Source organism: Trichococcus sp. TS_SC_9 (assembly GCF_056156325.1).
This window is the reverse complement of sequence record NZ_CM149591.1, coordinates 149,581-173,162: the sequence shown is the minus strand read 5'-3', so window position 1 is coordinate 173,162 and position 23,582 is coordinate 149,581. Positions and strand designations below refer to the sequence as shown.

General features: G+C 46.4%; 20 protein-coding genes, 1 tRNA gene, 1 pseudogene and 1 riboswitch. Of the genes and pseudogenes, 13 read left to right on the top strand and 9 right to left on the bottom strand.

Annotation, left to right across the window (positions count from 1 at the left end; all coding sequences use genetic code 11):
* Positions 1-89 precede the first annotated feature (89 nt).
* The 5 genes from AC0J5I_RS00675 to AC0J5I_RS00655 all read left to right on the top strand — a co-directional run bounded on the left by AC0J5I_RS00675 (position 90) and on the right by AC0J5I_RS00655 (position 5,308).
* Positions 90-800, top strand: coding sequence for a hypothetical protein (locus tag AC0J5I_RS00675; RefSeq protein WP_475302090.1), 711 nt, complete (start codon positions 90-92; stop codon positions 798-800).
* Between the two features lie 251 nt (positions 801-1,051).
* On the top strand, positions 1,052-2,275 hold the full coding sequence (locus AC0J5I_RS00670; protein ID WP_475302087.1) for a family 16 glycosylhydrolase: 1,224 nt from the start codon (positions 1,052-1,054) through the stop codon (positions 2,273-2,275).
* Between the two features lie 51 nt (positions 2,276-2,326).
* Positions 2,327-3,775 carry a DUF1538 domain-containing protein gene (locus AC0J5I_RS00665; protein WP_475302084.1) on the top strand — a complete coding sequence of 483 codons (1,449 nt, stop codon included), beginning with the start codon at positions 2,327-2,329 and terminating at the stop codon, positions 3,773-3,775.
* A gap of 622 nt (positions 3,776-4,397) precedes the next feature.
* A complete protein-coding gene (locus AC0J5I_RS00660) occupies positions 4,398-4,574 on the top strand; it encodes a hypothetical protein (RefSeq protein ID WP_475302082.1) in 177 nt (58 codons plus the stop codon).
* 5 nt (positions 4,575-4,579) lie between these two features.
* On the top strand, positions 4,580-5,308 hold the full coding sequence (locus AC0J5I_RS00655) for a nuclease-related domain-containing protein (protein WP_475302079.1): 729 nt from the start codon (positions 4,580-4,582) through the stop codon (positions 5,306-5,308).
* A 230-nt stretch (positions 5,309-5,538) separates the two neighbouring features.
* Here the strand turns inward: AC0J5I_RS00655 and AC0J5I_RS00650 are convergent, their stop codons facing one another.
* On the bottom strand, positions 5,539-6,591 hold the full coding sequence (locus AC0J5I_RS00650) for a YeiH family protein (RefSeq protein ID WP_475302074.1): 1,053 nt from the start codon (positions 6,589-6,591) through the stop codon (positions 5,539-5,541).
* 303 nt (positions 6,592-6,894) lie between these two features.
* Between AC0J5I_RS00650 and AC0J5I_RS00645 the strand changes: the two genes are divergently transcribed.
* Positions 6,895-7,926 (top strand): GMP reductase, encoded by a 1,032-nt coding sequence (locus AC0J5I_RS00645; RefSeq protein WP_475302070.1) that lies wholly within the window; start codon positions 6,895-6,897, stop codon positions 7,924-7,926.
* A gap of 1,155 nt (positions 7,927-9,081) precedes the next feature.
* Here the strand turns inward: AC0J5I_RS00645 and AC0J5I_RS00640 are convergent.
* Positions 9,082-9,249: a hypothetical protein gene (locus AC0J5I_RS00640; protein ID WP_475302066.1), complete on the bottom strand. Its 168-nt coding sequence runs from the start codon at positions 9,247-9,249 to the stop codon at positions 9,082-9,084.
* Positions 9,250-9,362: 113 nt separating this feature from the next.
* On the opposite strand from AC0J5I_RS00640, the gene AC0J5I_RS00635 reads away from it, so the two are divergent.
* Together AC0J5I_RS00635 and AC0J5I_RS00630 are read left to right on the top strand one after the other, a co-directional pair.
* Complete coding sequence (locus AC0J5I_RS00635) at positions 9,363-10,226, top strand: helix-turn-helix domain-containing protein (protein ID WP_475302063.1); 864 nt, start codon at positions 9,363-9,365, stop codon at positions 10,224-10,226.
* A 236-nt stretch (positions 10,227-10,462) separates the two neighbouring features.
* Positions 10,463-10,630, top strand: coding sequence for a hypothetical protein (locus tag AC0J5I_RS00630; protein WP_475302060.1), 168 nt, complete (start codon positions 10,463-10,465; stop codon positions 10,628-10,630).
* A gap of 147 nt (positions 10,631-10,777) precedes the next feature.
* Here the strand turns inward: AC0J5I_RS00630 and AC0J5I_RS00625 are convergent.
* The 5 genes from AC0J5I_RS00625 to AC0J5I_RS00605 form a co-directional block, all read right to left on the bottom strand.
* A tRNA-Arg gene (locus AC0J5I_RS00625) sits at positions 10,778-10,850 on the bottom strand.
* A 113-nt stretch (positions 10,851-10,963) separates the two neighbouring features.
* On the bottom strand, positions 10,964-11,278 hold the full coding sequence (locus AC0J5I_RS00620) for a coiled-coil domain-containing protein (protein ID WP_475302058.1): 315 nt from the start codon (positions 11,276-11,278) through the stop codon (positions 10,964-10,966).
* A 439-nt stretch (positions 11,279-11,717) separates the two neighbouring features.
* Complete coding sequence (locus AC0J5I_RS00615) at positions 11,718-12,962, bottom strand: aminopeptidase (RefSeq protein ID WP_475302056.1); 1,245 nt, start codon at positions 12,960-12,962, stop codon at positions 11,718-11,720.
* Between the two features lie 565 nt (positions 12,963-13,527).
* Positions 13,528-14,427 carry a hypothetical protein gene (locus tag AC0J5I_RS00610; protein WP_475302053.1) on the bottom strand — a complete coding sequence of 300 codons (900 nt, stop codon included), beginning with the start codon at positions 14,425-14,427 and terminating at the stop codon, positions 13,528-13,530.
* 106 nt (positions 14,428-14,533) lie between these two features.
* Positions 14,534-14,983, bottom strand: a complete 450-nt coding sequence (locus tag AC0J5I_RS00605) for a flavodoxin (RefSeq protein ID WP_475302049.1) — start codon at positions 14,981-14,983, stop codon at positions 14,534-14,536.
* A 306-nt stretch (positions 14,984-15,289) separates the two neighbouring features.
* Between AC0J5I_RS00605 and AC0J5I_RS00600 the strand changes: the two genes are divergently transcribed.
* The 4 genes and pseudogenes from AC0J5I_RS00600 to AC0J5I_RS00585 form a co-directional block, all read left to right on the top strand.
* The gene (locus AC0J5I_RS00600; protein ID WP_475302045.1) at positions 15,290-17,776 is read left to right on the top strand and encodes a CoA-disulfide reductase; all 2,487 of its coding nucleotides are present in this window, start codon (positions 15,290-15,292) and stop codon (positions 17,774-17,776) included.
* Positions 17,777-18,416: 640 nt separating this feature from the next.
* A riboswitch (cyclic di-GMP riboswitch) is annotated at positions 18,417-18,502 on the top strand.
* Between the two features lie 11 nt (positions 18,503-18,513).
* Positions 18,514-19,164 (top strand): WxL domain-containing protein, encoded by a 651-nt coding sequence (locus AC0J5I_RS00595; RefSeq protein ID WP_475302042.1) that lies wholly within the window; start codon positions 18,514-18,516, stop codon positions 19,162-19,164.
* A 269-nt stretch (positions 19,165-19,433) separates the two neighbouring features.
* Positions 19,434-20,465, top strand: coding sequence for a DUF916 domain-containing protein (locus AC0J5I_RS00590; protein WP_475302038.1), 1,032 nt, complete (start codon positions 19,434-19,436; stop codon positions 20,463-20,465).
* Positions 20,466-20,524: 59 nt separating this feature from the next.
* Positions 20,525-20,653, top strand: a pseudogene (locus AC0J5I_RS00585) (DsrE/DsrF/DrsH-like family protein); the annotation flags it as partial.
* A 378-nt stretch (positions 20,654-21,031) separates the two neighbouring features.
* On the opposite strand, the gene AC0J5I_RS00580 reads toward AC0J5I_RS00585, so the two are convergent.
* Together AC0J5I_RS00580 and AC0J5I_RS00575 are read right to left on the bottom strand one after the other, a co-directional pair.
* The gene (locus AC0J5I_RS00580; protein WP_475302034.1) at positions 21,032-21,478 is read right to left on the bottom strand and encodes a NanQ anomerase/TabA/YiaL family protein; all 447 of its coding nucleotides are present in this window, start codon (positions 21,476-21,478) and stop codon (positions 21,032-21,034) included.
* Between the two features lie 293 nt (positions 21,479-21,771).
* On the bottom strand, positions 21,772-22,056 hold the full coding sequence (locus AC0J5I_RS00575; RefSeq protein WP_475302030.1) for a hypothetical protein: 285 nt from the start codon (positions 22,054-22,056) through the stop codon (positions 21,772-21,774).
* A gap of 511 nt (positions 22,057-22,567) precedes the next feature.
* Between AC0J5I_RS00575 and AC0J5I_RS00570 the strand changes: the two genes are divergently transcribed.
* Positions 22,568-23,557, top strand: coding sequence for a Gfo/Idh/MocA family protein (locus tag AC0J5I_RS00570; RefSeq protein ID WP_475302025.1), 990 nt, complete (start codon positions 22,568-22,570; stop codon positions 23,555-23,557).
* The last annotated feature ends 25 nt before the right edge of the window (positions 23,558-23,582 follow it).

Below are 23,582 nucleotides of genomic sequence, written 5' to 3'. Positions count from 1 at the left end.
GGATGATTCCGGCGTATAATGAATACAAGGAAACGAAAGCCAGAAAAACAGACCGAACCTTTTGCTTTGCGTAAGGAGGGTTATGAAAAATGAAAAGAAAAATTGCTTTAATAGGGACGTTGACGGCAATTGCCGTATTTTTAACCGCATGTGCACAAGACGGAACTGCATCGAACGAATCAAGCAGCATCACGGCAAGCAGCCAAAGTGAACGAATCGAATCAATTGCGGGAAGCGACAGCCAAGCATCTACGGAGGCCGATACGAGCATTTCCCGCACCCATTTGGCCGATCCTTATTTCGCGATTTTTGCTAGCAAACAGTATGTGGCGCAATACCATTTTCAAGAGTTTACAGAGGATCAGCTGGAGGACCGGTCGATGACAGTCGCTGTTGACGGGGCGGATAAGGCAATCCGAATAAGCGGGGAGAACACAGACATGACTTACCTCACGTTGAACGGGTTGGCCTATGAACTCGATCACTTAAATCAGACGATTGCGCGGAATGAAAGTGCGGATCCTACTGAAGAAGCGAAAGATGATGGCATCATCGAAGCGCCGCCGTTCAAGAACATCGGCAGCACTTATGTGGGCAGTTGGGAGGATGAAGACCTCATCTATGAAGAATACTATGCCGCAAATGGGGACCGGATGTTTTATTATTTCGAGGGTGATGTCCTGCAAAGGATCCGCTCAGCTTCCGGGGAAAATCAGTTCAATCTCGATGTGATCGATATGAGCGACACCGTAGCACCGGAGTATTTTGCCCTTCCAGAGAATTATGAAATGCTTCCGTGAACATAAAAGCATAAAAAGCATCATGGCCTTCAAACGTTGAAGGTTGCGATGCTTTTTGCATTTAGAATATGCCTCAAAAATATGGCCGGGAAAAGTCCTAAAATTAGCGTGCCGAATCAGGCGGACTTATAATGGAGATGAACGATACTTCGCTAAGCGTACATTTATTCAACTTCCCCAACAATCCATTTAATATCATCTCGCAAATCATTATCATCGCAAGCAAATCCCACGAGAGAAGATGATCTACTGTGAAAAAAACAACGAAACTCCTGATTGGCTGTACTGTTGCTGCGGTAATCTTTTTCGGTTTCCGTCAGGCGGGTTTTTCATCTTTGACGGCTGTTTTGGAGTCCCATCTGAGTAGATGGGTGACGAATAGGGATGAAACATACACGATTCCGGTCTACAACGGCGATTATCGCCTGATATTTGACGAGAATTTTGACGAAAGTCCGCTCGATCCTGCCATCTGGAACGACCAGTATTTGGCTTCCTGGACGCCGGATATGGATGCAGCGCGTGCCGTCTACGAGGTGGAGGATGGTAATCTGAATCTCATCATCAATGAGGACACGCAGCCGTGGAATCCCGAGTTTGACGGGACCGTCCGCACCTCGAGCGTGATGACCGGTAACCGGACCGGGCTGCATGAATTCAAAGCTGGTTTGGAAGTCCGCAATGATATAGAGCCGTTTATGGGCTTCATCTCGCAATATGGCGTCTTCGAAATCCGGGCGAAAATGATGAACAGCCTCGGCAATATGTGTGCCTGGTGGCTCGTCGGGATCCAGGACACGCCGGAACAGGATGTGGAAGTGGATGTCTTCGAGAATGCCCTCAATTTCGGCAATGTAGTCACGGCTTCGCTTTACGCGCACCGGGACCCGGCAGCGAGGGAACAACATTTCGTCCATGATGTCGGCGATGCCGATTTGAGCAATGAATTCCATCTCTACACTTTCGAATGGACACCGGAAGGCTTCGTTTTTTATTTCGATGACGAAGAAATCGGGACGTTTCAGGCAGAGGTCGCCTATCCGATGATCTCGATTCTGTCAGCCTATGAAGGTCGGGAGAATTGGTGGGTCGCGCCTTTCGACCCAGCTGCACCGTATCCTAAGGTATTTCAGATTGACTATATGAAAGTCTGGAAAAATGTACCGGAAGACTTCGAAAAAGTCGATAAACTGAAAATCGTCTCCCAAGATGAAACGACTTTCACTCTGGAGCCCGGCCAATATGCCATCGAGCACAGCCAGCTCGTCGGGTTCCCGTCCTACGTCACACTCCGATACAACGACGGCACGGATACACAGCAATGGGTCAAATGGCAAGAGCTGACGCCCACTATACTCAGCAAGCTCGACAGACCCGGCTCCTTCGAAATCGAAGGGGAAATCATCGGCCAGCCAGAAGCAATCGTGGGCAATCGGAAAGCAATCATAAAAATAATTGTCACTCAAAACGAATAAATCACCGGAATTACACAATTTTAAAGGCTTTTTGGGAGAGGGGTGAATCCGATGAAGCTGCTGCTGTCAAAGGCTATGGAAGTGCTGTATGCGGTCCTTCCCATCACGGTCATCGTTCTTTTGCTGCACGCCACCTTGACACCGCTTGCTGACTTGCAGCTCGTCCGTTTCCTGATCGGCGCTGTGCTGATTGTCTTCGGTCTTTCTATTTTTCTTTTTGGGGCCAATTTGAGCGTAAGCCGCATCGGTAACGCCATGGGGGCGACGGTTTCGAAGCCTGACGACCTCGCATTTTTGGCAGGTGCCGGATTGGCCCTTGGTTTTATCATCACGATCGCCGAACCTGATCTACATTTCCTGGTAGAACAGCTTGATTGGCTCACATCCGGAGTGCTTATCAAGTGGGGAATCATATTCGCCGGAACGTTCGGAACGGCCATGTTGCTTTCTTTGGGGCTGGTCCGGATAGCTCACAACCTTTCACTCTACAAGATGCTGGCACTGCTGTATGCCGCCGTTTTCCTGTTGGCATTTGATGCCACTAACGCGACGACCGGTGTCATGGCGATACCGTTCATTCTGGCGATTGCTTTGGGAAACTCGCAAGTGAAAAAGGCAAATGAAGATTCCAACAAAGGCGGTTTCGGCTTGATCGGTGTCGTTTCGATTGGTCCGCTAATCTCAGTGATGGTCATGGACCTTTTTGGAAACAGCAGCGCAGACGCTACTTTCGGAACGGCAGCGGGAAATTCGGATCAAAATGTGCTTGCTCCCTTTATTGGCCAACTGCCCATCACCGCTAAGGAAGTTATGGTCGTGTTGCTGCCGATCTTTTTGATTTTTTTGCTGATCCAGTGGATTTCTTTTGACATGTCAAAACAGGATGAAAAGGGAATCCTGTTCGGGCTGATGCTGACGTATGCAGGATTATTCCTGTTCATGCTCGGTGCCAACGCCGGCTTTATGGAGGTGGGGAAGGCTGTCGGATACGGCATCGCTTCGTTGGATGAAAAGGGGTTTTTGATCGTAATCGGCTTCGCTTTGGGATTCGTGAACGTGCTGGCCGAACCCACCGTCCACCTCTTGTCACATCAAATCGAGGAACTTACCGATGGCTTCCTGAAAAGAAGGGTTGTGCTGGCGGTGCTTTCCGTGGTGATCGGCTTAGCGGTGGCGCTCGTGATGCTTGGAATCGTCTTTCCCGAGATCCAACTATGGCACTATCTGCTGCCTGGCTACCTGCTAGCTTTGACGCTGACCTATTTCGCCCCGACGCTTTTCGTCAGCATCGCCTTCGATTCCGGCGGCGTCGCTTCGGGCCCAATGACCGCGACATTCATCTTGTCCTTCATCCAAGGTGCCGGCGAAGCCATGGGAAGGGAAAATCTCTTGGCCGAAAGCCTCGGCATGATCGCGCTGGCGGCAATAACCCCGCTGATCGCCGTGCAGGTGCTGGGAATCCTCTTTAAACGCAAATTCCGGGAAAATGATAGAGAATAACCGTTTATGGATTGAGGATGTCGGTTGAACGAAGAACGAAAGATACCGAAGAGCCGACACCCGTGCGATACGTTGATCGAACGAACGACGAAGAACACCGAACAGTCGACGGCCATGCGATACGTTGACTGAACGAATAGCGAATAACACCGAACAGTCGAGAGAAACCATGTATGTCGGGCTTAACGCCCATCTAAAGCACAAAACACCATAGAACAACATATATGCTCTACAAATATACAAAAACCAGGCAGCTACCTCTCGTAGGGGATGAGGCAGCTGCCTTTTTTTTAGTTCGCATAAGCCTGAAGAGCACGAATGTCGGCTGAACGAAGAGCGAAGAATACCGAAGAGCCGACGCCCGTACGATGTGTTGGTTGAACGGAAATTGGTGGATACAGAAGAACCGACAAAAAGAAAAATCATATACTGAACGAAGGGCGAAAAACACAGAACAGCCGACGCAGCATGTGGCACCACACTTCACAATGCCGCATCACGCCTCATTTGCGTTTAAACATACTTTAAATTTCATAAATAATATCTGATTCTTCAAATATAGAAGCTGTAAAGCAAATTATGCGTATATTACCTTCGAAAAGAAATATTGGAGGCGGATGTATTGGCATTCAAGGAACGCAAGAAATCTATGCATTTACGCATTTATGAAATTTTATCCAGCCGTATGCGATTGGATAAAGAAGATTATTATTACTATCTCAATTTGAAAAAGGGATATGAGGGTGAGTGCAGATTTGATGGTCTGACGGAAAAACTGGGACGAAATGCATTATTCTGAATGATTTGCAGCTGGAAATTAGACGTTCATCATTACAGATAGATGCATTGTTGATTTGTGAAGGTAAAATATTGTTATATGAAATCAAGAATTACGGTGGGGTACACCACTGGGGGCCGGAAGAATTTACGAAGCAATCGGGCACCACTTTGGAAAATCCCTCCCTGCAGCTAATGAAAACAAAAGTGAGGATGCGGAAGCTCCTTAAGAGCATGGGCTCTTCGATGGAGCTTGAAGCATATATAGTATACGTAAATCCAGAATTTTCTATCTGGGGAGCCCCATGCGAGGGTGACAGCATTCTTCCTGGACAGATTTCAGAGCATTTCCGTGAACTACAAAATATGAAATCCGTAGCAAATCCGGAACTGGAAAAGTTGGCGCAAGCACTTGTTAAATGTCATAATCTTGGTTACCCAAGCAAATTGGTCAAATATGAGTATGAGAAAATGAATAAAGGCATTAATTGCCCGGCTTGTGGGACGCTTGTGCAAAATTTCTGCAGACGCTCTCACGTGTGTGAAAGTTGCGGCAAGAAGATAATTATTCAAAAAGCCATCAGTAATAGCATTTCAGACTTCCAGATTCTTTTTCCAAATGAAAAACTAACGACAAAGCGTTTGGCAGATTGGTGTGGCACGGAAGATACAAATCGCGTGTATAAGGTTTTGAAGCGAGAATATCAGGCTGCTGGAAGTGATCGTGGAAGACATTACATCCCAGTGAATGAATAGCCGACGCCCGCGTGATGTGTTGACTGAACGGAAATTGGAGGATACCGAAGAGCCGACGTCGGTGCAGTATGTTGGCTGAACGAAGGGCGGGGCATGCTGAATAGCCGAAGAGAGCCGGATGTGTCGACTGAACGAAGAACGAATGTTACCGAAGAGCCGACGAAAGGCGTATATACGACAAAAAAGCATCGGCTCCCATAGGAACCGATGCTTTTACTGCTTTTATCCGATTATCCGAAAAACACCCGTATCAGCGCAATGGCCATAACAACCTGCACTGCTCCAACAGTCAACCCATACAGCATGGCTTTGGGGCCTTCTTTGATGATGTCGGCGAATTTGACGCGCATGCCGATTGCGGCGAGGGCGGCAACTTCGAATTGGGTGCTGATGGCTTTTGATCCGGCCAGCACGCTGTCGGGAACGCCGATGAAGCTGCGGATCAGGAAGAAGACGACGAATCCGGTCAGGAACCAGGGGACGCCGTAGGAGACGGCGGCCGAACGGTCGGTTAGTTCTGCACCAGAAAGCCTAGCGTTCTTGCGCGTGAACAAAGATTCTCCTTCATTCATGTTCATGCGCCCGTACATCACAGCGACGGCGATGATCAAGAGCACGCGCATCAATTTGAAGACGGTCGCCAGCGTGACGACTTCGTCATTGACGAGTTTGGCAGCAGCTACGACTTGGCCGACGGATTGGACGGTGCCACCAATCAGGGCGGAGGTGCGCAGGGTGTCGTTCCCGTAGAGGAAGGCGCCTAAAAGCGGCAGGACGATCATCAGCGCGGTTCCGGTCAGGTTGACGATCGTGATCGAGATTCCTTTGTCCTTGTTGTCGGCTTTGACGATCGGCGAGACGGTCCCGATGGCTGATGAACCGCAGACTGCGTTGCCGGCGCCCATCAGCAGCGAGAAGCGTTTGCCGAATCCGAAGTATTTGCCCAGATTGTAGGTGACAAAAATTGTCAGCCCCATCTGCAACATAATAAAGACGAAGCCCTTGATTCCGGCTGACTTCAGCACTTGGAAATCCAGGATCAGCCCGTTCAGGACGATGGCGTATTCCAAGAGCCGCTTCTCGGAGAATTTCGTGCCTTTCTCCAGTTCCGGCCGGTTCAGGAGAGTGTTGCCCATCAGCATCCCCAACAGGATGGCGATGAGCGCGGCGCCCAAAGCAGGAAGGAAGCGGGCCAAAAACTGGCTGACCAAAGAGATGAGGATGCTGACTGCGAGGCCAGGCAGAATCCCATCGAGTTCTTTTTTTATTGCATTTATTTTCATGAGTGATAAGCCCTCCAATATTATTGCTGTACAATAAATCATTTTACCTGAATTTGCGTATAAATGAAAATATGGCAGGAGTATCAGCCGAACTATGCTGGGATGCGCCATTCCTCAGTTTTTCGTGATGCTCAAAAGTAAAACTAACTTTTAATTAACAATAAATCTTTGACAAACGTGGGGGAGTAGTGTAACTTACTATAGGGACTTTACGATAGAAGACATTTTTTGCCTTCACGTCCGTGTCTGTGTAAAGCGATTCCCAAGAGGAAAAGTGCACTAACAGAAAGAGGGAAATAGAAAATGAAAATTTTTGACTATGAAGACGTACAATTAATTCCGAATAAGAGCGTCGTGCAAAGCCGTTCTGAATGCGACACGACTGTCGTACTTGGTGGCCGCACGTTCAAATTGCCGGTGGTGCCTGCGAACATGCAGACTATCCTGGACGAAGAACTTGCTGAAAAGTTAGCCAGAGAAGGTTATTTCTACATCATGCACCGTTTTGATGAAGCGAGCCGTTTGCCGTTTATCCAACATATGCATGAAAAAGGTTTGTTTGCTTCCATCAGCTTGGGGATCAAAGAAGCAGAATTCGATTTCGTAAATGAATTGGCGGCTAAAAAAGCCGTTCCTGAATATACAACAATCGACGTGGCACATGGTCATTCCGATGAAGTCATCCGTATGATCAAACACGTCAAAGCAGTGATGCCGGCAACATTCCTGATTGCCGGTAACGTGGGCACTCCTGAAGGCGTCCGTGAATTGGAAAATGCTGGAGCCGATGCTACAAAAGTAGGGATCGGACCTGGTAAAGTCTGCACGACCAAAATCAAGACCGGTTTCGGTACAGGCGGCTGGCAATTGGCAGCCGTTAGCTGGTGCTCGAAAGCAGCAAGCAAACCGATCATCGCTGATGGCGGCGTCCGCACAAACGGAGACATCGCCAAATCGATCCGTTTCGGCGCGACAATGGTTATGGTCGGCTCGTTATTGGCCGGACACGATGAGTCACCGGGCGAAACGAAGGAAATCAACGGCCGCTTGTACAAAGAGTACTTCGGCAGTGCTTCCGAATACCAAAAAGGCCAACGCAAAAACGTTGAAGGCAAAAAGATCTTGACGCCTTACCGCGGCACGATTGCAGATACGTTGAACGAAATGCGTGAAGACCTGCAGTCATCCATCTCATACGCGGGGGGAAAAGACATCACAGCGATCCGCAAATGCGACTATGTGTTGGTTAAGAACTCCATCTACAACGGTGACAGCAACCAAGGCATCATCGAAGCCGGCCGCAGCTCATATGGCGAAGGCGACACAATTCTATAGAAAATAAAAATAGGCCCTCAGCGGCGTCCGGAAATAATCGGGTGTCGCTGGAGGGTCTATTTGATTTTTGGGAAGAGTCATTTATAATAATATAAAGTATAGACTATCAGGGAAACAATAGTTTGAACATTCATAAGACTACCCATTTTTGGGCGGGCTTGTACAAAGTTTGTGTATTTTTTACCAATATTTTTGACAAGATGACCATGTAAAATGGATTATTAAGCGAAAAACAATTTTGTATTTTCTTTTGTATGAATGTAGCGTTATTGAACTTTTTGTAGTCATATGAATAATATAATGACCGGCATTTTACTAACTATACAGTAAGTAAATTCGAAAAACTAATTAATTTTATTGACAGAGCAACGTTAAACACCACTTGTGATTTCATGGCGTTCAATATTGACTGACAACACGTTTTTTTTGAATATTAAAAAATAAATAGAAAAGATTGCGAACGGGTGCTATACTTACATTAGCAAGAACTCTCTTGCTAATGTAAGTAACTTTTGTTTAAGTCGTAATGGTGTGTTTAAGTCGTAATGGTGCAAAGTCAATAGTATATCATATTTTTAATCAATTGCTGGAGGTAGGTTTATATCAATCAATCACTAATGGAGGAGCCTGAAGTTTCTCTTCTGTCTATCCCGTCGCTGAAACCAACCCCGCATTACCCCATCATTTTAAAATAATTGATCGCACTAAATACTTCGCCAATTAATAATGAACGAATGTGATTTCCTCGCTAAAACTTTTTAGGTTTAAGCTGATGGGCTTAGCGGAAAGACGCTGAAGAAACTACTAACACGTGTGAATTGTCAGAGGTCGGAGTCCGAATCCGGCCTCTTTCTGTTTCGCCCGTAGATAATTAACCTCAATCAATGAAGAAACTACTCGCGAAAAACCGAATAAGGTAATCTATTGTATGAGTTTATCGAGAAAGCAAGTGGAAGAAAGAACTGCTTCAGGTAGTCAGCAGGTTAGGACACGTGTCCTAACCTGTTTTTCCTTTTCTCTTGAAGTGAGTGGCTGCCTGTCTGCCTTGGGTTTGTGAGCAAAGGTTTGTTGATTAACTTTACTTATCTGATAATCAATTAATACCAAGGGAATAGTTCGCTAAGGGTTGCGGCTCAATAAACACAGTATATTAATTTAAAAAAACCAGATGATTTTAGTGGGAGAATATACTGGTGATTTTGCCAGTTGTTCTTGTTGAATTTCATTGCTTGACATGTTGGCATCTGAAGCTAATTCCTTTAAAATTAAACTATTACTAACCATTACTCCAAGGGCTATGGACAACACAATAAACTTTTTCATGACAGTTACCCCTTTTCTAAAAAATATTTTACTTAACAACTACATTATAAAGTAGAAAAATGCAATCTGATCCAATTAGTCGTATAATACTATAATAAAAGAAGGTGAAACCTGTGAAGAAAGAATTCGGAGATGTTCTTAAAGATATTAGGATAGATAGAGGGTATTCTCAACAGTATGTTGCAGAAGGAATTATGGGGCAATCTGCGTACTCAAAAATAGAAAGAAGTGAAATGGAACCCACCTTTCGAAAATGGTTAGCGATTCTGGAAAAATTAAATATTTCCGTTGATGAGTTCCGGTACATTCTGAATCAGGAAAATTTGACCACTAAAGAAAAGCTAATTAATGCCTTTTTCTCGTTAAATTACAATCACTTGGATGACTTAAAAAAGCTCAAAAATGAAATTAAGGAGCATCTAAAAGAAGAGGAGGACTATTTGTTAAGGGATCTTCTCTACGCATGCGAAAGCTTGATCGTGTTGACGGCAACCCAAAATCTGGAAAAAGCACAGTTCTATGCAAAAAAAATATGGGAGCGTATGGAGAAATTTGATAAATGGTATTTATTGGATATCCGATTGATAAACACCATTTTGTTTATTTTCCCCGTTGATGTGGCTATGCATATTGGGGAAAGAGTAACCAAACAATTAGAACCTTACCAGAATCTGAAAGAAGGGGAAATTCTCTTGATCAACATAAATGTTAATTTAGCTGTTTTGATGATCGATGAGCAAAAATATCCTGAAGCCCTTTCGTATTTGGGAAAAGTGATCCCTTTATGCAAGAAATATCAAAAATACAATCAATTATCAATTGCCTATGCCAGAAAAGGGATCATACTGAAAAAAACCGGGAAAATTAAAGAAGGGTCAGAGTGTATCGAGAAGGCTTATGCTATATTGAATGCAATTGAAGAAACAAAGATGATAGGCGATTTAGAAAAAGAAGTGTCGCATTATTTGAAGATGTGATACAAAGGTCCGCTTCAGCTATAGGTTTTGCAGTAGAAATAGAGTGTTCCGTTAAAGAAGCACTAAAATATTCGTCTGTTTAATTCGAAGGGATAGGCGCATTTTTTTTGCCCGATTCGACAGCACTGGCCAAGATCAAACGTCTTCTTCCCGCCTGGAAAGGATTTATAATAGGACGAGAGTGTTTGCGAAAAGTCAGTGTGCAGCTTCTTGAGATCCAGAAAAAGGAATGGAGTATGGCTGAAATTATTATTTTTAGCGAAGACAACATGGGCACGGAAACCAGGGGAAACTTTGAAGCCAGCGGGAACCAAGTGAGATACCTCACAAGAAATGCTGCCGTCAAAGAGCTCGGTGAAATCGTGGCTTGGGCGATTATGTATCTGGCTGTTGCTGGATATTGACTTTCCATTGCGACTGAGTACTCGGAAAAATCGTCAGCGATATCAAGAATCCTTCGAGTATGGCGTCTTTCGGCATCTTTCGCTAGCAATTAACATGCAAAAAGTCGGATATCCGCAAAGGATACCCGACTTTTTTAATTTATATTACGGCCCTAAGAAGAATTGAACTTCCGACACCTCGTTTAGGAAACGAGTGCTCTATCCGCTGAGCTATAGGACCAACAGAACACTATTCATTGTATCACTTAATGCGTGCAATATCCACACCCATTTTGAAAAAAACTTTCACGGAAGCGCGGGAATAAAAAAGGCAGCCATTCAGCTGCCGGAACCTCATTCATTTTCTAATGCATCAATGCGCGCTTCCAAATCGGAGACGATGCCTTTCAATTCTTTGACTTCAGCGTGCAGACTTTCGATGTCGGCCGGCCGGACTTCGTCGTTCGTTGTGCCACTCATCTGTTGGAAGATGAAGGTGAGGCCAAAAATCAATATAACTGCCCCGAAAATATACAGCCAACTCTTGCTGGACGGCTTTTCCGGTTCCACCGCATGCGAAACCTCCTCGAGCTGCTCCATCGTTTTCTTTCGATCGATCACGGTAAACACCCTACTTTCGTAAAGACTTGTCTGATTATCTACCCACATTATAGCCCATCCAAAATCAGAACAAAAGTAATGTCCCGCGGCGCTAGGAAAACTTAAGAAAGCGCTCGCGAAATCGCGTCGGTATATCCGGCGAAGCCAGTCCTAACCGGAGGACAAGGTGGGGCGCCGTCACCTCCGGCGAAAGGCCTGCTCGCCGTAGTAGTGGTTTCCGGTAACAATCTTTCTCCTGTGAGAGAATGTTGGCCGGAGCTGGGACGGCGGGCGATTCGGCTCCTCCGGGCAGACCGCGCTCGCAGGAGGAAGCAACATCTGTGGGTCACCAGCTCCGGCACACAAATACCTCGCCAGAGCTGTGACACCCCAGTCACGCCAGTAAACCCCATCAACAACCATCGATATCCCCGAGGCCTCCAGCCGTCCAACCACCACAACAAAAAAAGCCTCCCCAACCAGGGAGGCCACCCAAACAAAATAACTTTTAAAACGCCCAATCCCCATTACGGAAGATTGGCATAACAGATCCGTCCTTACGGATTCCATCGACATTCATGTCAGCGGACCCGATCATGAAGTCCACGTGCGTAGTCGACCGGTTCAAGCCAGCTGCGGCCAGCTCTGCTTGCGTCATTTCAGTCCCGCCTTCGATGCTGGATGCGTAAGCGGAGCCCAGCGCCAAGTGGTTCGAAGCATTTTCATCGAACAGTGTATTGAAGAAGACGATGCCGGATTGCGAGATCGGAGATGGATCCGGAACTAGGGCGACTTCACCCAGGCTTCTGCCGCCGTCATTTTCTTCGACCAGACGTTTGATCGTTTCTTCGCCTTTTTCAGCGGAAACTTCGGTCACTTGTCCGTTCTCAAAGCGGAACGCCATGCCGTCGATGATGTTGCCGGCATAGCTCAATGGTTTTGTCGACTTCACGACACCGTTGATGCGGCGGAAATCAGGCGCTGAGAAGACTTCCTCGGTCGGCATGTTGGCGATGAACGTCTCGTTCTGCGCATTCACGCTCCCGGCGCTTTCCCATACGTGGTTTTGCGGCATGCCGATCATCAAATCGGTTCCGTTCGGCGCTGTATAATGCAAAGTGTCAAATTGCTCGGCGTTCAGCACATCGGCTTTCGACAGCAAGCGCGCTTCATGCGCATCCCAGGCAGCTACTGGGTCGGCTTCGTAGACGCGGCATGTCTTGAAGATTTCGTTCCACAAGGCGTCGACTTGTTCCTCTTCTGTCGCCAGATCAGGAAAAACTTTCGCGGCCCATTTCGCGCCGGCTGCGGCAGCGACAGTCCAGCTCACTTTGTTGGCTTGGATCGCGATACGTTGCACATCGAAAGCGATATTGTTCGCTTTTTGGACGGCAGCTAACTTTTGACCATCAACGCCGTTTAGCGCATCGGGATCGGCCGAGCGGACAGAGAGACGGCTCGCTTTTTTTTCAATCATGTCGAGACTTTCATCTACTTTGTACTGGGGGATATTTGTCATTCTTTGCTCGGACGTATGCAGATATGTTTCGCGGGTGACGAAATCATCGGTCCACTTGACGATGACTTCCTCGGCGCCCAGCGCGTACGCTTCCTTCGTCAATAGACGCGCGAAAAGTGCCTGTTCGACGTCGATGTTGATGACGATCGTGTGTCCTTTTTGAGCGTTGATCCCTTTTGAAACCAACAATTTGGCGTATTTTTGAAGATTTTCTTCGAAATTCGGTAATACCATTGTGTATTCACTCCTATGTTTTAAAACGTAATAGCACTATCATAACACAACTTACCTCTAGAGAATAGGGGGAGTCTCCCATGTATTTGTGTGAAATTGACCCCAAAACACAAAAAAACTCAGCCTAAGCTGAGCTTTGTCTATTTAACCTTGGGGGGATTAAACAGAAGCTGGAACCACAAGGGCTCCTGTAATTGATATAAAATCGATTACATGTACTATATTCTCATATGACCCGCAAGAATGCAATATATTTTTGCCATAATCAACAAATTAGTTAAGCAAATAGGGAGTTCCGGCGAAGGGTGTAAGACCCTCGCTCCGTCGATGAGTGTTGTCTTCGCCGGAGCTGATGCTCGTAAGGGTCCGTCAGCTCCGATGAGGGATTGCTCACCGGAGAAGAGCGAGCTGCCCAGCTTTCACCTCCGGCCACCAGCCCCTTTCAGGAGCAGAGCGTATCACCGGAACCGCAACACCGGTGAGAGTCCGTTCGCCGGAGGAGAGGGCGAAACAAAAAAGAACCGAGAGTCCTCAGAACACTCGGTTCTTCGCATTCATGTACCCATCAAACCACTTTATCATCCTCAACCGCTAACACTTCCAGCGTCGTCTCCAGTTCGCGTTTCTTCTCGGCCAAACTCTCCATAACATCTTCAGTGCTGTCCTGCAGCTTCTTCAAATTTTCGATATTTTTCTCAATAATTACTTTTGTTCCCCAATCGGAAAAAAGGTTGTCGAAGAAGATGTCCAGGGCGCGTTGGGTGGAGGAGATGGTCTCGAGGTCGCTCTCGAAGACGAAATCCAGATCGCGAAGTTCGCGCGCAAAAGTATAGACTGTCTGTTCGAGATGCAGAAGCGAAGCTTCGGCGGCATCCAACTTGTCGTGCTTCAGAAAATCCAGAATGAGGCTACTATCGGTGATGAGGTCCCAGGTCGAAATCGCATCGGCGGCATCGAGACTACTGATGATATCCGAGAGGGATTCCAATACTGCTATTCCGGCTTGTTCAGCTTCGTTCGTTTCGCGCCATTCGTGCTGAATTGCCAGAATCTGTTGTTGGCGCTCGCTGATGACTTTATTCATGTCCGGATGTTTGCGCAGGACGTCTTCCTTGATGTTACGCAGCCGCAGTTTCTTCTCTTCAATATCCGCTTCGACTTCTTTGACTCTGCGCGCAGCGGCAATTTTCATCGCGTAGGTCTTGTCGAACTCGACTTTGGCGCTGATGATTTCCCGGTACTCTTTGTCATAACGGCGGTCGAAGTTACCGAAGAGCTTCAGGAGCGTGTTCGAGAAACTGTCATTGCGCAGCCGTTCCAGGTCGCGGTTCTCCTTTTCCAGAGTCGCAATGGCTTTTTCCAGTGCTTCTTGGTATTTCGAAAGATTCTCCTCGGCATTGAAAAGCTTACGGGCCAATGACCCTAACTGGAGCATCAATATTTCATATTCCATTCCAACATCCATAATAAGCCTCCTTTCTATTGTAAAAAAAGAAGAGCCAACTGCAGGGATTCCCGATTGCCGACTCTTACTTTTATGTTATTGCTGTAATGAATGGTTTTAGCCGAGCTTATTTGCTCAGCGCTGCAACCATTGCTTCAGAGAATTTTTGCAGGTTCGCGATATCCTCTTCTTCGGCGTTCAAGTCGATCTTGACGTTTTCTGCGCCGATTGTCGCGCCGAATTTTTTGAATTGAACTTCGAAATCATCGACTGCTTTGCAGTAATATTCATAGAACGTATCTCCAGATCCGACTACTCCGACAATTTTGCCTGTGAAGTCGACGTCTTCCATCTCTTCATAGAAATCCATGAATTCGTCCGGCAGGTCGCCGTCCGTTCCGTAAGTGTAAGTCGCGATGATGTTCATGTCATATGCCAAGAAGTCCTCCGGTGCGGCTTGCGAACATTCTTTTACTTCCACGTCCACGCCCAATGCTTCCAATTGGTCTGCGACGATATCGGCGATCTCTTCGGTATTCCCTGTTAAACTTGCGTATACGATCAATGCTGATGCCATTGTATTTCCCTCTTTCTTCTCACGATTGCTTTCTATTCAAAGTATACCAAAGTTCCATCCGGTTGGCATCAAATAATCGCAGATTTGCGACAGGGTGTTCTGCGGCCGCGCAGCTCCGAGGAGCGCAGCCTTCGACGGAGGTGGTGCGAGGAGGAGCTCGCGGCACCGACGGGACGCCACCGAAAGTTTGTGCAAAATTATTTTAACATCTCAGACACATTTCCCTTTACAAATTATACCTACCGGGGTATTATTATCTGCATACAACCGAAACCTAAAAACTTTGTGAAATGAGGATTAATATAAATGAAACGTAAAATTGTGATCATCGGCGGCGTAGCCGGCGGAGCGACTGCAGCGGCACGCTTGAGAAGATTGAATGAAGAGGACGAAATCGTCATCTTCGAAAAGGGTGAATACATCTCTTTCGCCAACTGCGGCTTGCCTTACCACATCGGCGGCGTCATCCAAGAACGCGATAACCTCCTCCTGGAGACAGTCGGTGGCATGGCGAAGAAATTCAACATCGGCATCAAGAACTTCAGCGAAGTCGTGAAGATCAACCGCGGCAAAAAGACTATCACAGTGAAACACGTAAAAACGGGCGCTACAACAGAAGAAAGCTATGACAAGCTGATCATCTCGACAGGCGCAAAACCGATTAAACCGGCCATCGAAGGCATCGAGGACGCGCAGAACGTCTTCACTTTGCGCAACATCCCGGATATGGACAAGATCAAAGCTTACATCACTGAGCACCAAGTGAAACGCGCGACCGTCATCGGCGGCGGCTTCATCGGCTTGGAAATGATGGAAAACCTATGGGAATTGGGCATCCACGTATCTTTGGTGGAAATGAGCGACCAAGTCATGGCTCCGATCGACTTCGAAATGGCGCAATCTGTGCATGCGCACATCGACATGCATAACGTCCAATTGATCTTGAACGACGGCGTCAAAGCCTTCGAAGAGAACGGCATGAAAGTCCGCTTGAACAGCGGCAAAGTGCTGAATACAGATATGACAATCCTTTCCATCGGCGTGACACCTGAAAACGATTTGGCTATCGAATCCAACCTGGAAACAGGCTTCAGAGGCGCTATCGTCGTGAACGACCAATTGCAGACATCCGATCCGGACATCTTCGCAGTAGGGGACGTCATCGAAGTGACTGACTTCGTCAACGGCAGCCCGACAATCGTTCCGTTGGCTTGGCCAGCGAACCGTCAAGGCCGCTTGGTGGCTGACCACCTGAACGGCATGAATGTCCGCTACAAAGGCACAATGGGAACATCCGTTGCAAAAGTCTTCGAATTGACGGTGGCGGCAGCCGGAAACAACGAGAAAACCTTGAAACGTTGCGGCACTGACTATAAAGTGGTCCATATTCATCCGAACTCGCATGCTGGTTATTACCCAGGGGCTTCGCCGTTGGACATCAAATTGTTGTTCGGCTTGGACGGCAAAATCTTGGGTGTGCAGGCAGTCGGTATGGAAGGCGTCGAAAAACGCGTCGATGTCATCGCGACAGCCATGAAATTGGGCGCGACCGTCTACGATTTGCCGGATTTGGAATTGGCATACGCACCGCCGTATTCATCCGCAAAAGATCCAGCCAACATCGCTGGTTATGTGGCTTCCAACATCTTGGAAGGCACAATCGATACTTTCCAATGGCATGAAGTCGACGGCCTGATCGCAAGCGGTGCGTTCCTGTTGGACGTCCGTGAAGATTTCGAATTGGCTACCGGCGTATTGGGTGATGCCTACACGATCCCATTGGGCGATATCCGTGCCCGCATGAGCGAATTGCCGAAAGACAAAACGATCCATGTGTTCTGCCAAGTCGGCCACCGCGGATACAATGCAGCCCGCATCCTGATGCAGAACGGCTTCACCGTCAAGAACCTGGACGGCGGCTACAAAACTTACAAGCAAGCGAACACGACTTTAAATTATAAAGAAGAAGCGCCGGAAGAGGCCGTGCATGTGGAACCGACACACGCGAAGCCAGCCCAACCGGCAGCCAACACAATCCAAGTAGATGCCTGCGGACTGCAGTGCCCGGGCCCGATCCTGAAAGTGAAAGAAAACATCGATAAGATGGTCGACGGTCAGGAACTGATCATCGAAGCATCCGACTTCGGCTTCCTGGCGGACATCGCTGCCTGGACGAAGAACACTGGCAACACCTTGATCTCGAAAGAAATCGACGGCAAAATCGTCCGTGCCCATGTAGCGAAAGGCAGAGCGGGCGCAGCAGCTCCAGCAGCACCAGCCGGCTTCAACCAAGCGGCACAAGCACCCGTCTTGCAGGAAACGAAAGACGGCGCAACGATGGTTGTCTTCAGTGGGGATTTGGACAAAGCCTTGGCTTCCTTCATCATTGCCAACGGAGCAGCGGCTTACGGCAAGCCAGTGACGATGTTCTTCACCTTCTGGGGCTTGAACGTCATCAAGCGTCCGGAGAAAGTCAGCGTAGCGAAACGCGGCATGGAAAAAATGTTCGACATCATGTTGCCGAACCACGCAGGAAAATTGCCGATCTCGAAAATGAACATGGGCGGCATGGGATCGAAAATGATCCAAGCCGTCATGAAACAGAAGAATGTCGATCCATTGCCGGTCATGATCGCCCAAGCGCAAAAAATGGGCGTCAAGATGGTAGCCTGCACAATGTCAATGGACATCATGGGCATCAAAGAAGAGGAAATCATCGATGGTGTGGACTTCGGCGGTGTAGCAGCTTACATCGGCGACACAATGGATGCCAACTTGAACCTGTTCATCTAACACAGCAACACATTTACGGCTCCCGCTGCGGCGGGGGCTTTTTCTTTTGACATTCAGTTGTTTTGGACGGCGAAATGCGAAGGCGTCGGCTGATCGTGAAGCGAATGATACCGAACAGTCAACACAAGCTAAACCCATCAGCTGAATGAAGCGTGAAGAATGCCAAGCAGTCGACAGAACGCTTATCTGTCGGGTGTGTACACCCAGGACAGTATCCGGAACACCCGGCAGTCTGTCGATCTCTCAGCTGAACACATAGCGGAAAATGGTAGTTTCGTATCGAAAAATCAACACACCTGTTGGATACTGGCTTGTCTTTTATTCGGACTCTCGCTCGTGGACGCTTTTTTTCGTGTCGGAAAAAGTGTTGGGTATAATTTTCAGATATTTTCACTTTTGTCTAGCTTAATTTGACAATTGAGCAATTTAGAAATATAGTAAATATAGAAAGATTATTTGGCAAAATATATGACAAATTCAGATTATTCCATTGAATAGCAAAATATTTTCAAATAGTTTCTCTGCGATAAACCTGCTTTTCGAATTATTATAACTAGGCGGATCGATTATTGATAAAAACAGCTCAAAGCGTTGAGCTGAATGATTTTTCCGAAAACCTCAGTATATAATTGCGGAAATGCAACGATAAAGGCAAACCATCTGAAAAGGTGGGACGCAAAGCTAAAGGGCCTTCTGTATAAAAACGGGTGGTAGCCAGTTACCGAAAGGGGTTTTCATTGAGAAAATATAAGAAAAAATTGGTTAATCTGTATAAAGTTTACAAAATCGTACGACCAAATCGAAAAAGAAAAGGCGGGATTAAAATGTTAAAGAAAATGAATAAAATAGCAGCTCTCACAATATTGTTAAGTGTAATGGGAACGGGCACAGCCTTTGCTGCAGAACCTACCGCAGGAATTACAGGTGGCAATCTTAGCATTCAAGATTTTGCAGCTGCTAACTTTACTGCCGTAACCTTAGACGGTACGACTCAAACAACAACTTCCGCAGTAACCGATATGACACTCATTGATGCCACAGGTACTGGTGCTGGTTGGGATGTTAAATTGCAGGCAACAACATTGACAAATGCTCTCGCTGCTAATGGCACCGACTTAAAGACATTACCCGAGGGTTCTTTAGCGCTTGGAGCGGTATCTATCGTAGCGACAGAAGGTTCTTCAGCTGCTGTCGATGTAATGAATGTAAGCGGTTCAATAGATAGTCTTACCGGTGTCACAATTTTAGATGCAGATATAAATGAGGGAATGGGAACCTATACGATAAGTATAGGGGATATGACATTGACTTTGCTTCCTAAGGATGCCAAGGCTGGTATTTATACCTCGACAATCACGATGACTCTTACACAAGGACCAAGTATCTAATCTAGCTTAAACACGATTTATTAACGAGGCTGGGAGAAAGACTCAGCCTCTTTCTTGTGCCTACCAAATAATCCTAAACGTGTTTCAAGAAGGCAGACCCGGCGCCACTTCACGAATAATGTTCAGATGGTCCGTGGCCAATCTCCGCTTATCCGCTCCAGTAGTGATTCGGGTCTAAATTTTTCTGGATCGCTCTCTTTAAGTTTAAATTGGATCCTCTTAATACTGAAATAAAAAAAATGACTGTACAGACTTACGGAGGGGAATTTATGAAGCGTTTTATAAATAGTACTTTTTTTTTCTTTCTGCTAACGGCTGTTTTATGCACAACTGTTTCTCCACAGGTAACAGCATCCGAGGCGACAGAACTGCCCATGTCGATAAAAGCCATATTGCCTGCCAACCAAAAAGATGGAGTCAGTGGGTATTTTAATCTGCAGGTAAATCCAGAGGAAAAGCAAACAATTTATATTGAAATCAAAAATAATAAAAGCGAAGACATTCTCGTGAACTTAAGACCGACAAATGCGTATACCCAACCCACCGGCGGCATATTTTACGATGTGGATGTAGACTCTCTTGATACTACAATATTAGATGAAGCTTTTGCGTTATCCCAAAATATTTCAATGGAGAATGAAGTCGTAATAAAAGCAAATGAGACTGTCGAAGTTCCCATTGAGATTACCGTCCCCAATATGAATAAGGGTACGATTATTGGGGGCGTGCTTATTGAAGAAAAAGTAGAAGTTAGTGAACAGACAAGTGAAACCCTTGAAAAGGATACCGCTCAATTCAAAGTTATAACGAAAACAACCTTTGCAATAGCCATACAGCTCGATTTGCCAGAACAAGCAGAATCAGCCTTTTCATTTGGGGAAGCGGGCTTTAATGCAGTCGGCCCAAAAGTCTACATTGAGATGCGCAATGATGCACCCATCATCCAAAGACAGATCGCTGGTGAATATAAAGTGTCTGACGAAGAGGGACAAGAACTTTTTTCAGGCAATTTTGAACCTATAATCATGGCACCGAAAACAAAAATAAATTTCCCTATGAACTGGGATAGTTCTGCACTGGAATCAGGAAAATATACTCTTTCTATTACTGCCGATGTGGCGGGAAAGGAAATGCTTGTAGAAGAAAATTTTGAAATCAACAATGAATCAGTTAAAGAATACAGCGAACGAGCGAATCAGCTCATTACTCAAACACAAGAAGGAATTCCTTATTGGGCAGTAATTGGTGCAGTTGTTATTTCTGTGGGCCTTACGCTTTGGTTCGTAAAAAGGAGAAAATAGTAAATTACAGCAGAACAAAATGCTAGCAACAAACTGTGAGAATTGGTCCAAAATAGGAGGTAGCCTGTACAATGTCCATGGACATCATGGGCATCAAAGAAGAAGAAATCATCGCTGGCGTGGACTTCGGCGGTGTAGCAACCTACATCGGCGATACGATGGATGCGAACTTGAACCTGTTCATCTAATAAAGCAACACATTTACGGCTCCCGCTGCGGCGGGGGCCTTTTCTGTTGACATTCAGTTGTTTTGGATGGTTGGTTCAGCCGACGAAATGCGAAGGCGTCGGCTGAATGAAAATCAAAGAATGCCAAACAGCCAACGAAAGACAGGAACGTCGACTGAACTAAAAGCGAAGATTACCGAACAGCCGACACAAGTCGCTAATGTCGGGCGAATGACCAGGACGGTACCACGAACAGCCGAGACTCCCATCCGGAAAACAGAATCCAAAACTGCGGCCATCGGGCCGTCAAATAACCATCCCCTAAGTTAACGAAAAAGAAGCTGAAGTAGGCTTGGATGATGATCCAGCACCTGTTTCAGCTTCTTATTTTTGAATCGGCTATATGGCTACCTTGATGACAACTTTCTTGATATGCTTCGGTTCAGCGATGGCAATTCCCGGCATATGCGCGTCTTGCGGTGTGAAGATTGCGAAAAAGCCTTCTTTTACCAGGAACTGGTCCCCATCCGCTTCCAAGAAGTAGACATCTTCTGCGGGCCTGTCCTCAGTTTTGACAGTTCCGGCGATGTTTTTGTAGCCCATCTTTTCTTCGCCCATAACGACATACTGGATGTCGGTGTACTTGTAATGGGCTTCCCAACGGCATTGATCCAAAGGTTTTGTCTCATATTCTTGGACCAAAACATAAATATTATCCCCATCAATATCATATCTTCCGGCAGGTAGAGCCGCAACATCGGTTTCCTTCAGGAAGGTGAGACCTTTGTAGATTTTTTCGTTGAAATCCTGGTACAGTTCCATGTTTGCAAGTGCATCAATAATCATGATAAGCATTCCTCCGTCTAAATATTATTCATGAGATAATTAAAATTATAGAACACTTATTATATTCTTGGTAGGGCTTATTACGGTATTTTGAGAGGTGAACAATTTGAGTGTAAAATAATTTTAAGAGAGATACTAGTTTGTTCCAATTTTTCTCAAAATAAAAAGCGCCTAGAAGGACGCTCAGAAAATATGCACTTAGTAGAATACGGCTTTTAGAACCTAATGATAGAAGTGTCTGCCAAATCCATAGAGTCCGTCAAACTGCTCTCTGTATGTGTGAATTTATTCTATTAGATAACGTCTAAATCCTCAGCAAAAGCTTTACCAGCTTTGTTATTGTCCAAATATTTTACTCTTACCTCTGCATCGCCTCTCTGATTTGTGTTAAAGTCTCGAATCAGAACACGTCTGCCCCTATTCTTCATTTTTTTGGGATTCAAAGGTGATACAACGTACTCTTCCCCGATTTTCAAGGTGAGATTGCGCACCACTTTACCGGCATTTATGATTTGGACCTTCATTGCAACGATATTTCCCTCTTTATCGACAATACCTTTTATAACTGGCAGTTTCATGGTAATTGCCTCCTTATCGATTGATAAATTGAGTATATCTTTTTCGGAAAGGACTAGCAATCTGATAAAGGGAATTATTTTGCATAAACAAGGATTTTAATTTCTCAGATGCTGAAAAAACCAAACCTACGGGAAGCGAACTTGGAGGATACTATCTATAAGTATTCCGGCGAAGCCCACATTCATTTATTTGTTCTGGAATATTCAGAATATTAGTTTAACATTATGTCGGTTGTTGGTAGAGAGTAGAATGACGAACGCCTGACAGGAGGGATAATATCGATCGTTGGAGGAGGAAAGAATGCCGAACAACTGAAATCCGACGTTTCGGTCGGGTGTATGAATCAGAATGAAGCAAGAACAGTCGACATCCGCCGTGACAGACGGTAGCATGAATAAAAAAACCAATAATCCAAAGGATTTCTTGAACACGTGAAGTAGTTAAAGGCACTAATAATATTGAAATGATATAATCGAATCAAGAATTCGCTAAGAAAAGGGAGAGTCATTTATGAAAGAGACAGTTTGGGGAATGATCGGCTGCGGCGACGTAACGGAGAAGAAGAGCGGGCCAGGGCTCTACAAAGCGAACGGGTCCCGATTGAAAGGGGTATACAACCGCACGGAAGCCAAGGCGCATGATTGGGTGAAACGCCATGGACATGGTCAGGTGTATGGAACGGTAGAGGAATTGCTAGCGGACGAGGAAATCACGGCAGTTTACATTGCCACACCGCCGGCCACCCATTTCGACTACGCCATGCAAGTGATTGCGGCGAGCAAGATGCCGTTGATCGAGAAACCGATGGCGCGCACGTTCGAGGAATGCCAAGCGATACTGGATGCGGCCGATGAGAAAGGCTTGCTGGTATTCGTCAGCTTCTATCGGCGAGCGCTCGAAAAATTCCAGAAAATAAAGGAACTGCTGGATGAGGGCGCCATCGGGCAAACGCAACTGGTGGAAATCCGCCAATACCAGCAGCCGGCTCCGGAAGACTTGGACAAAGACAACTTGCCTTGGCGTCTGTTGCCGGCTGCTGGAGGCGGGAAGGACTTGGATATCCAAGTCCATGTGCTCGATTACTTGGCTTATTTCTTCGGGGATATCACCGCGATGACCGGAATCGTCGAGAATCGGGCTGACCTCTATGAAGTGGAGGACACCGTCTCGGCATCCTTCCGCTTCGCAAACGGCGTCGTCGGCTCGGCCGCCTGGTGCTATGTCGCGGACTTCGACTTGGATGAAGTGACGATCATCGGTTCGGAAGGGACTTTGGTCTTCGAAGGCACGAGCTTCGAATGGATCCGCCTCATCAAGGACGGAGAAACAACGACCTATACTTTCGAAACCCCTGAACATGTCGCCATGACGTTCATCCAAACTGTCGTCGACGAACTGAATGGAACAGCGAAAAGTCCAGCCGATGCCGCTAGCGCAGCCAACGGCATCCGGATGTTCGATGAATTACTGAATGATTTCCGCAAAAGATACGAGAGCTGATCCAAAGAAACCAAAAATATCAAAC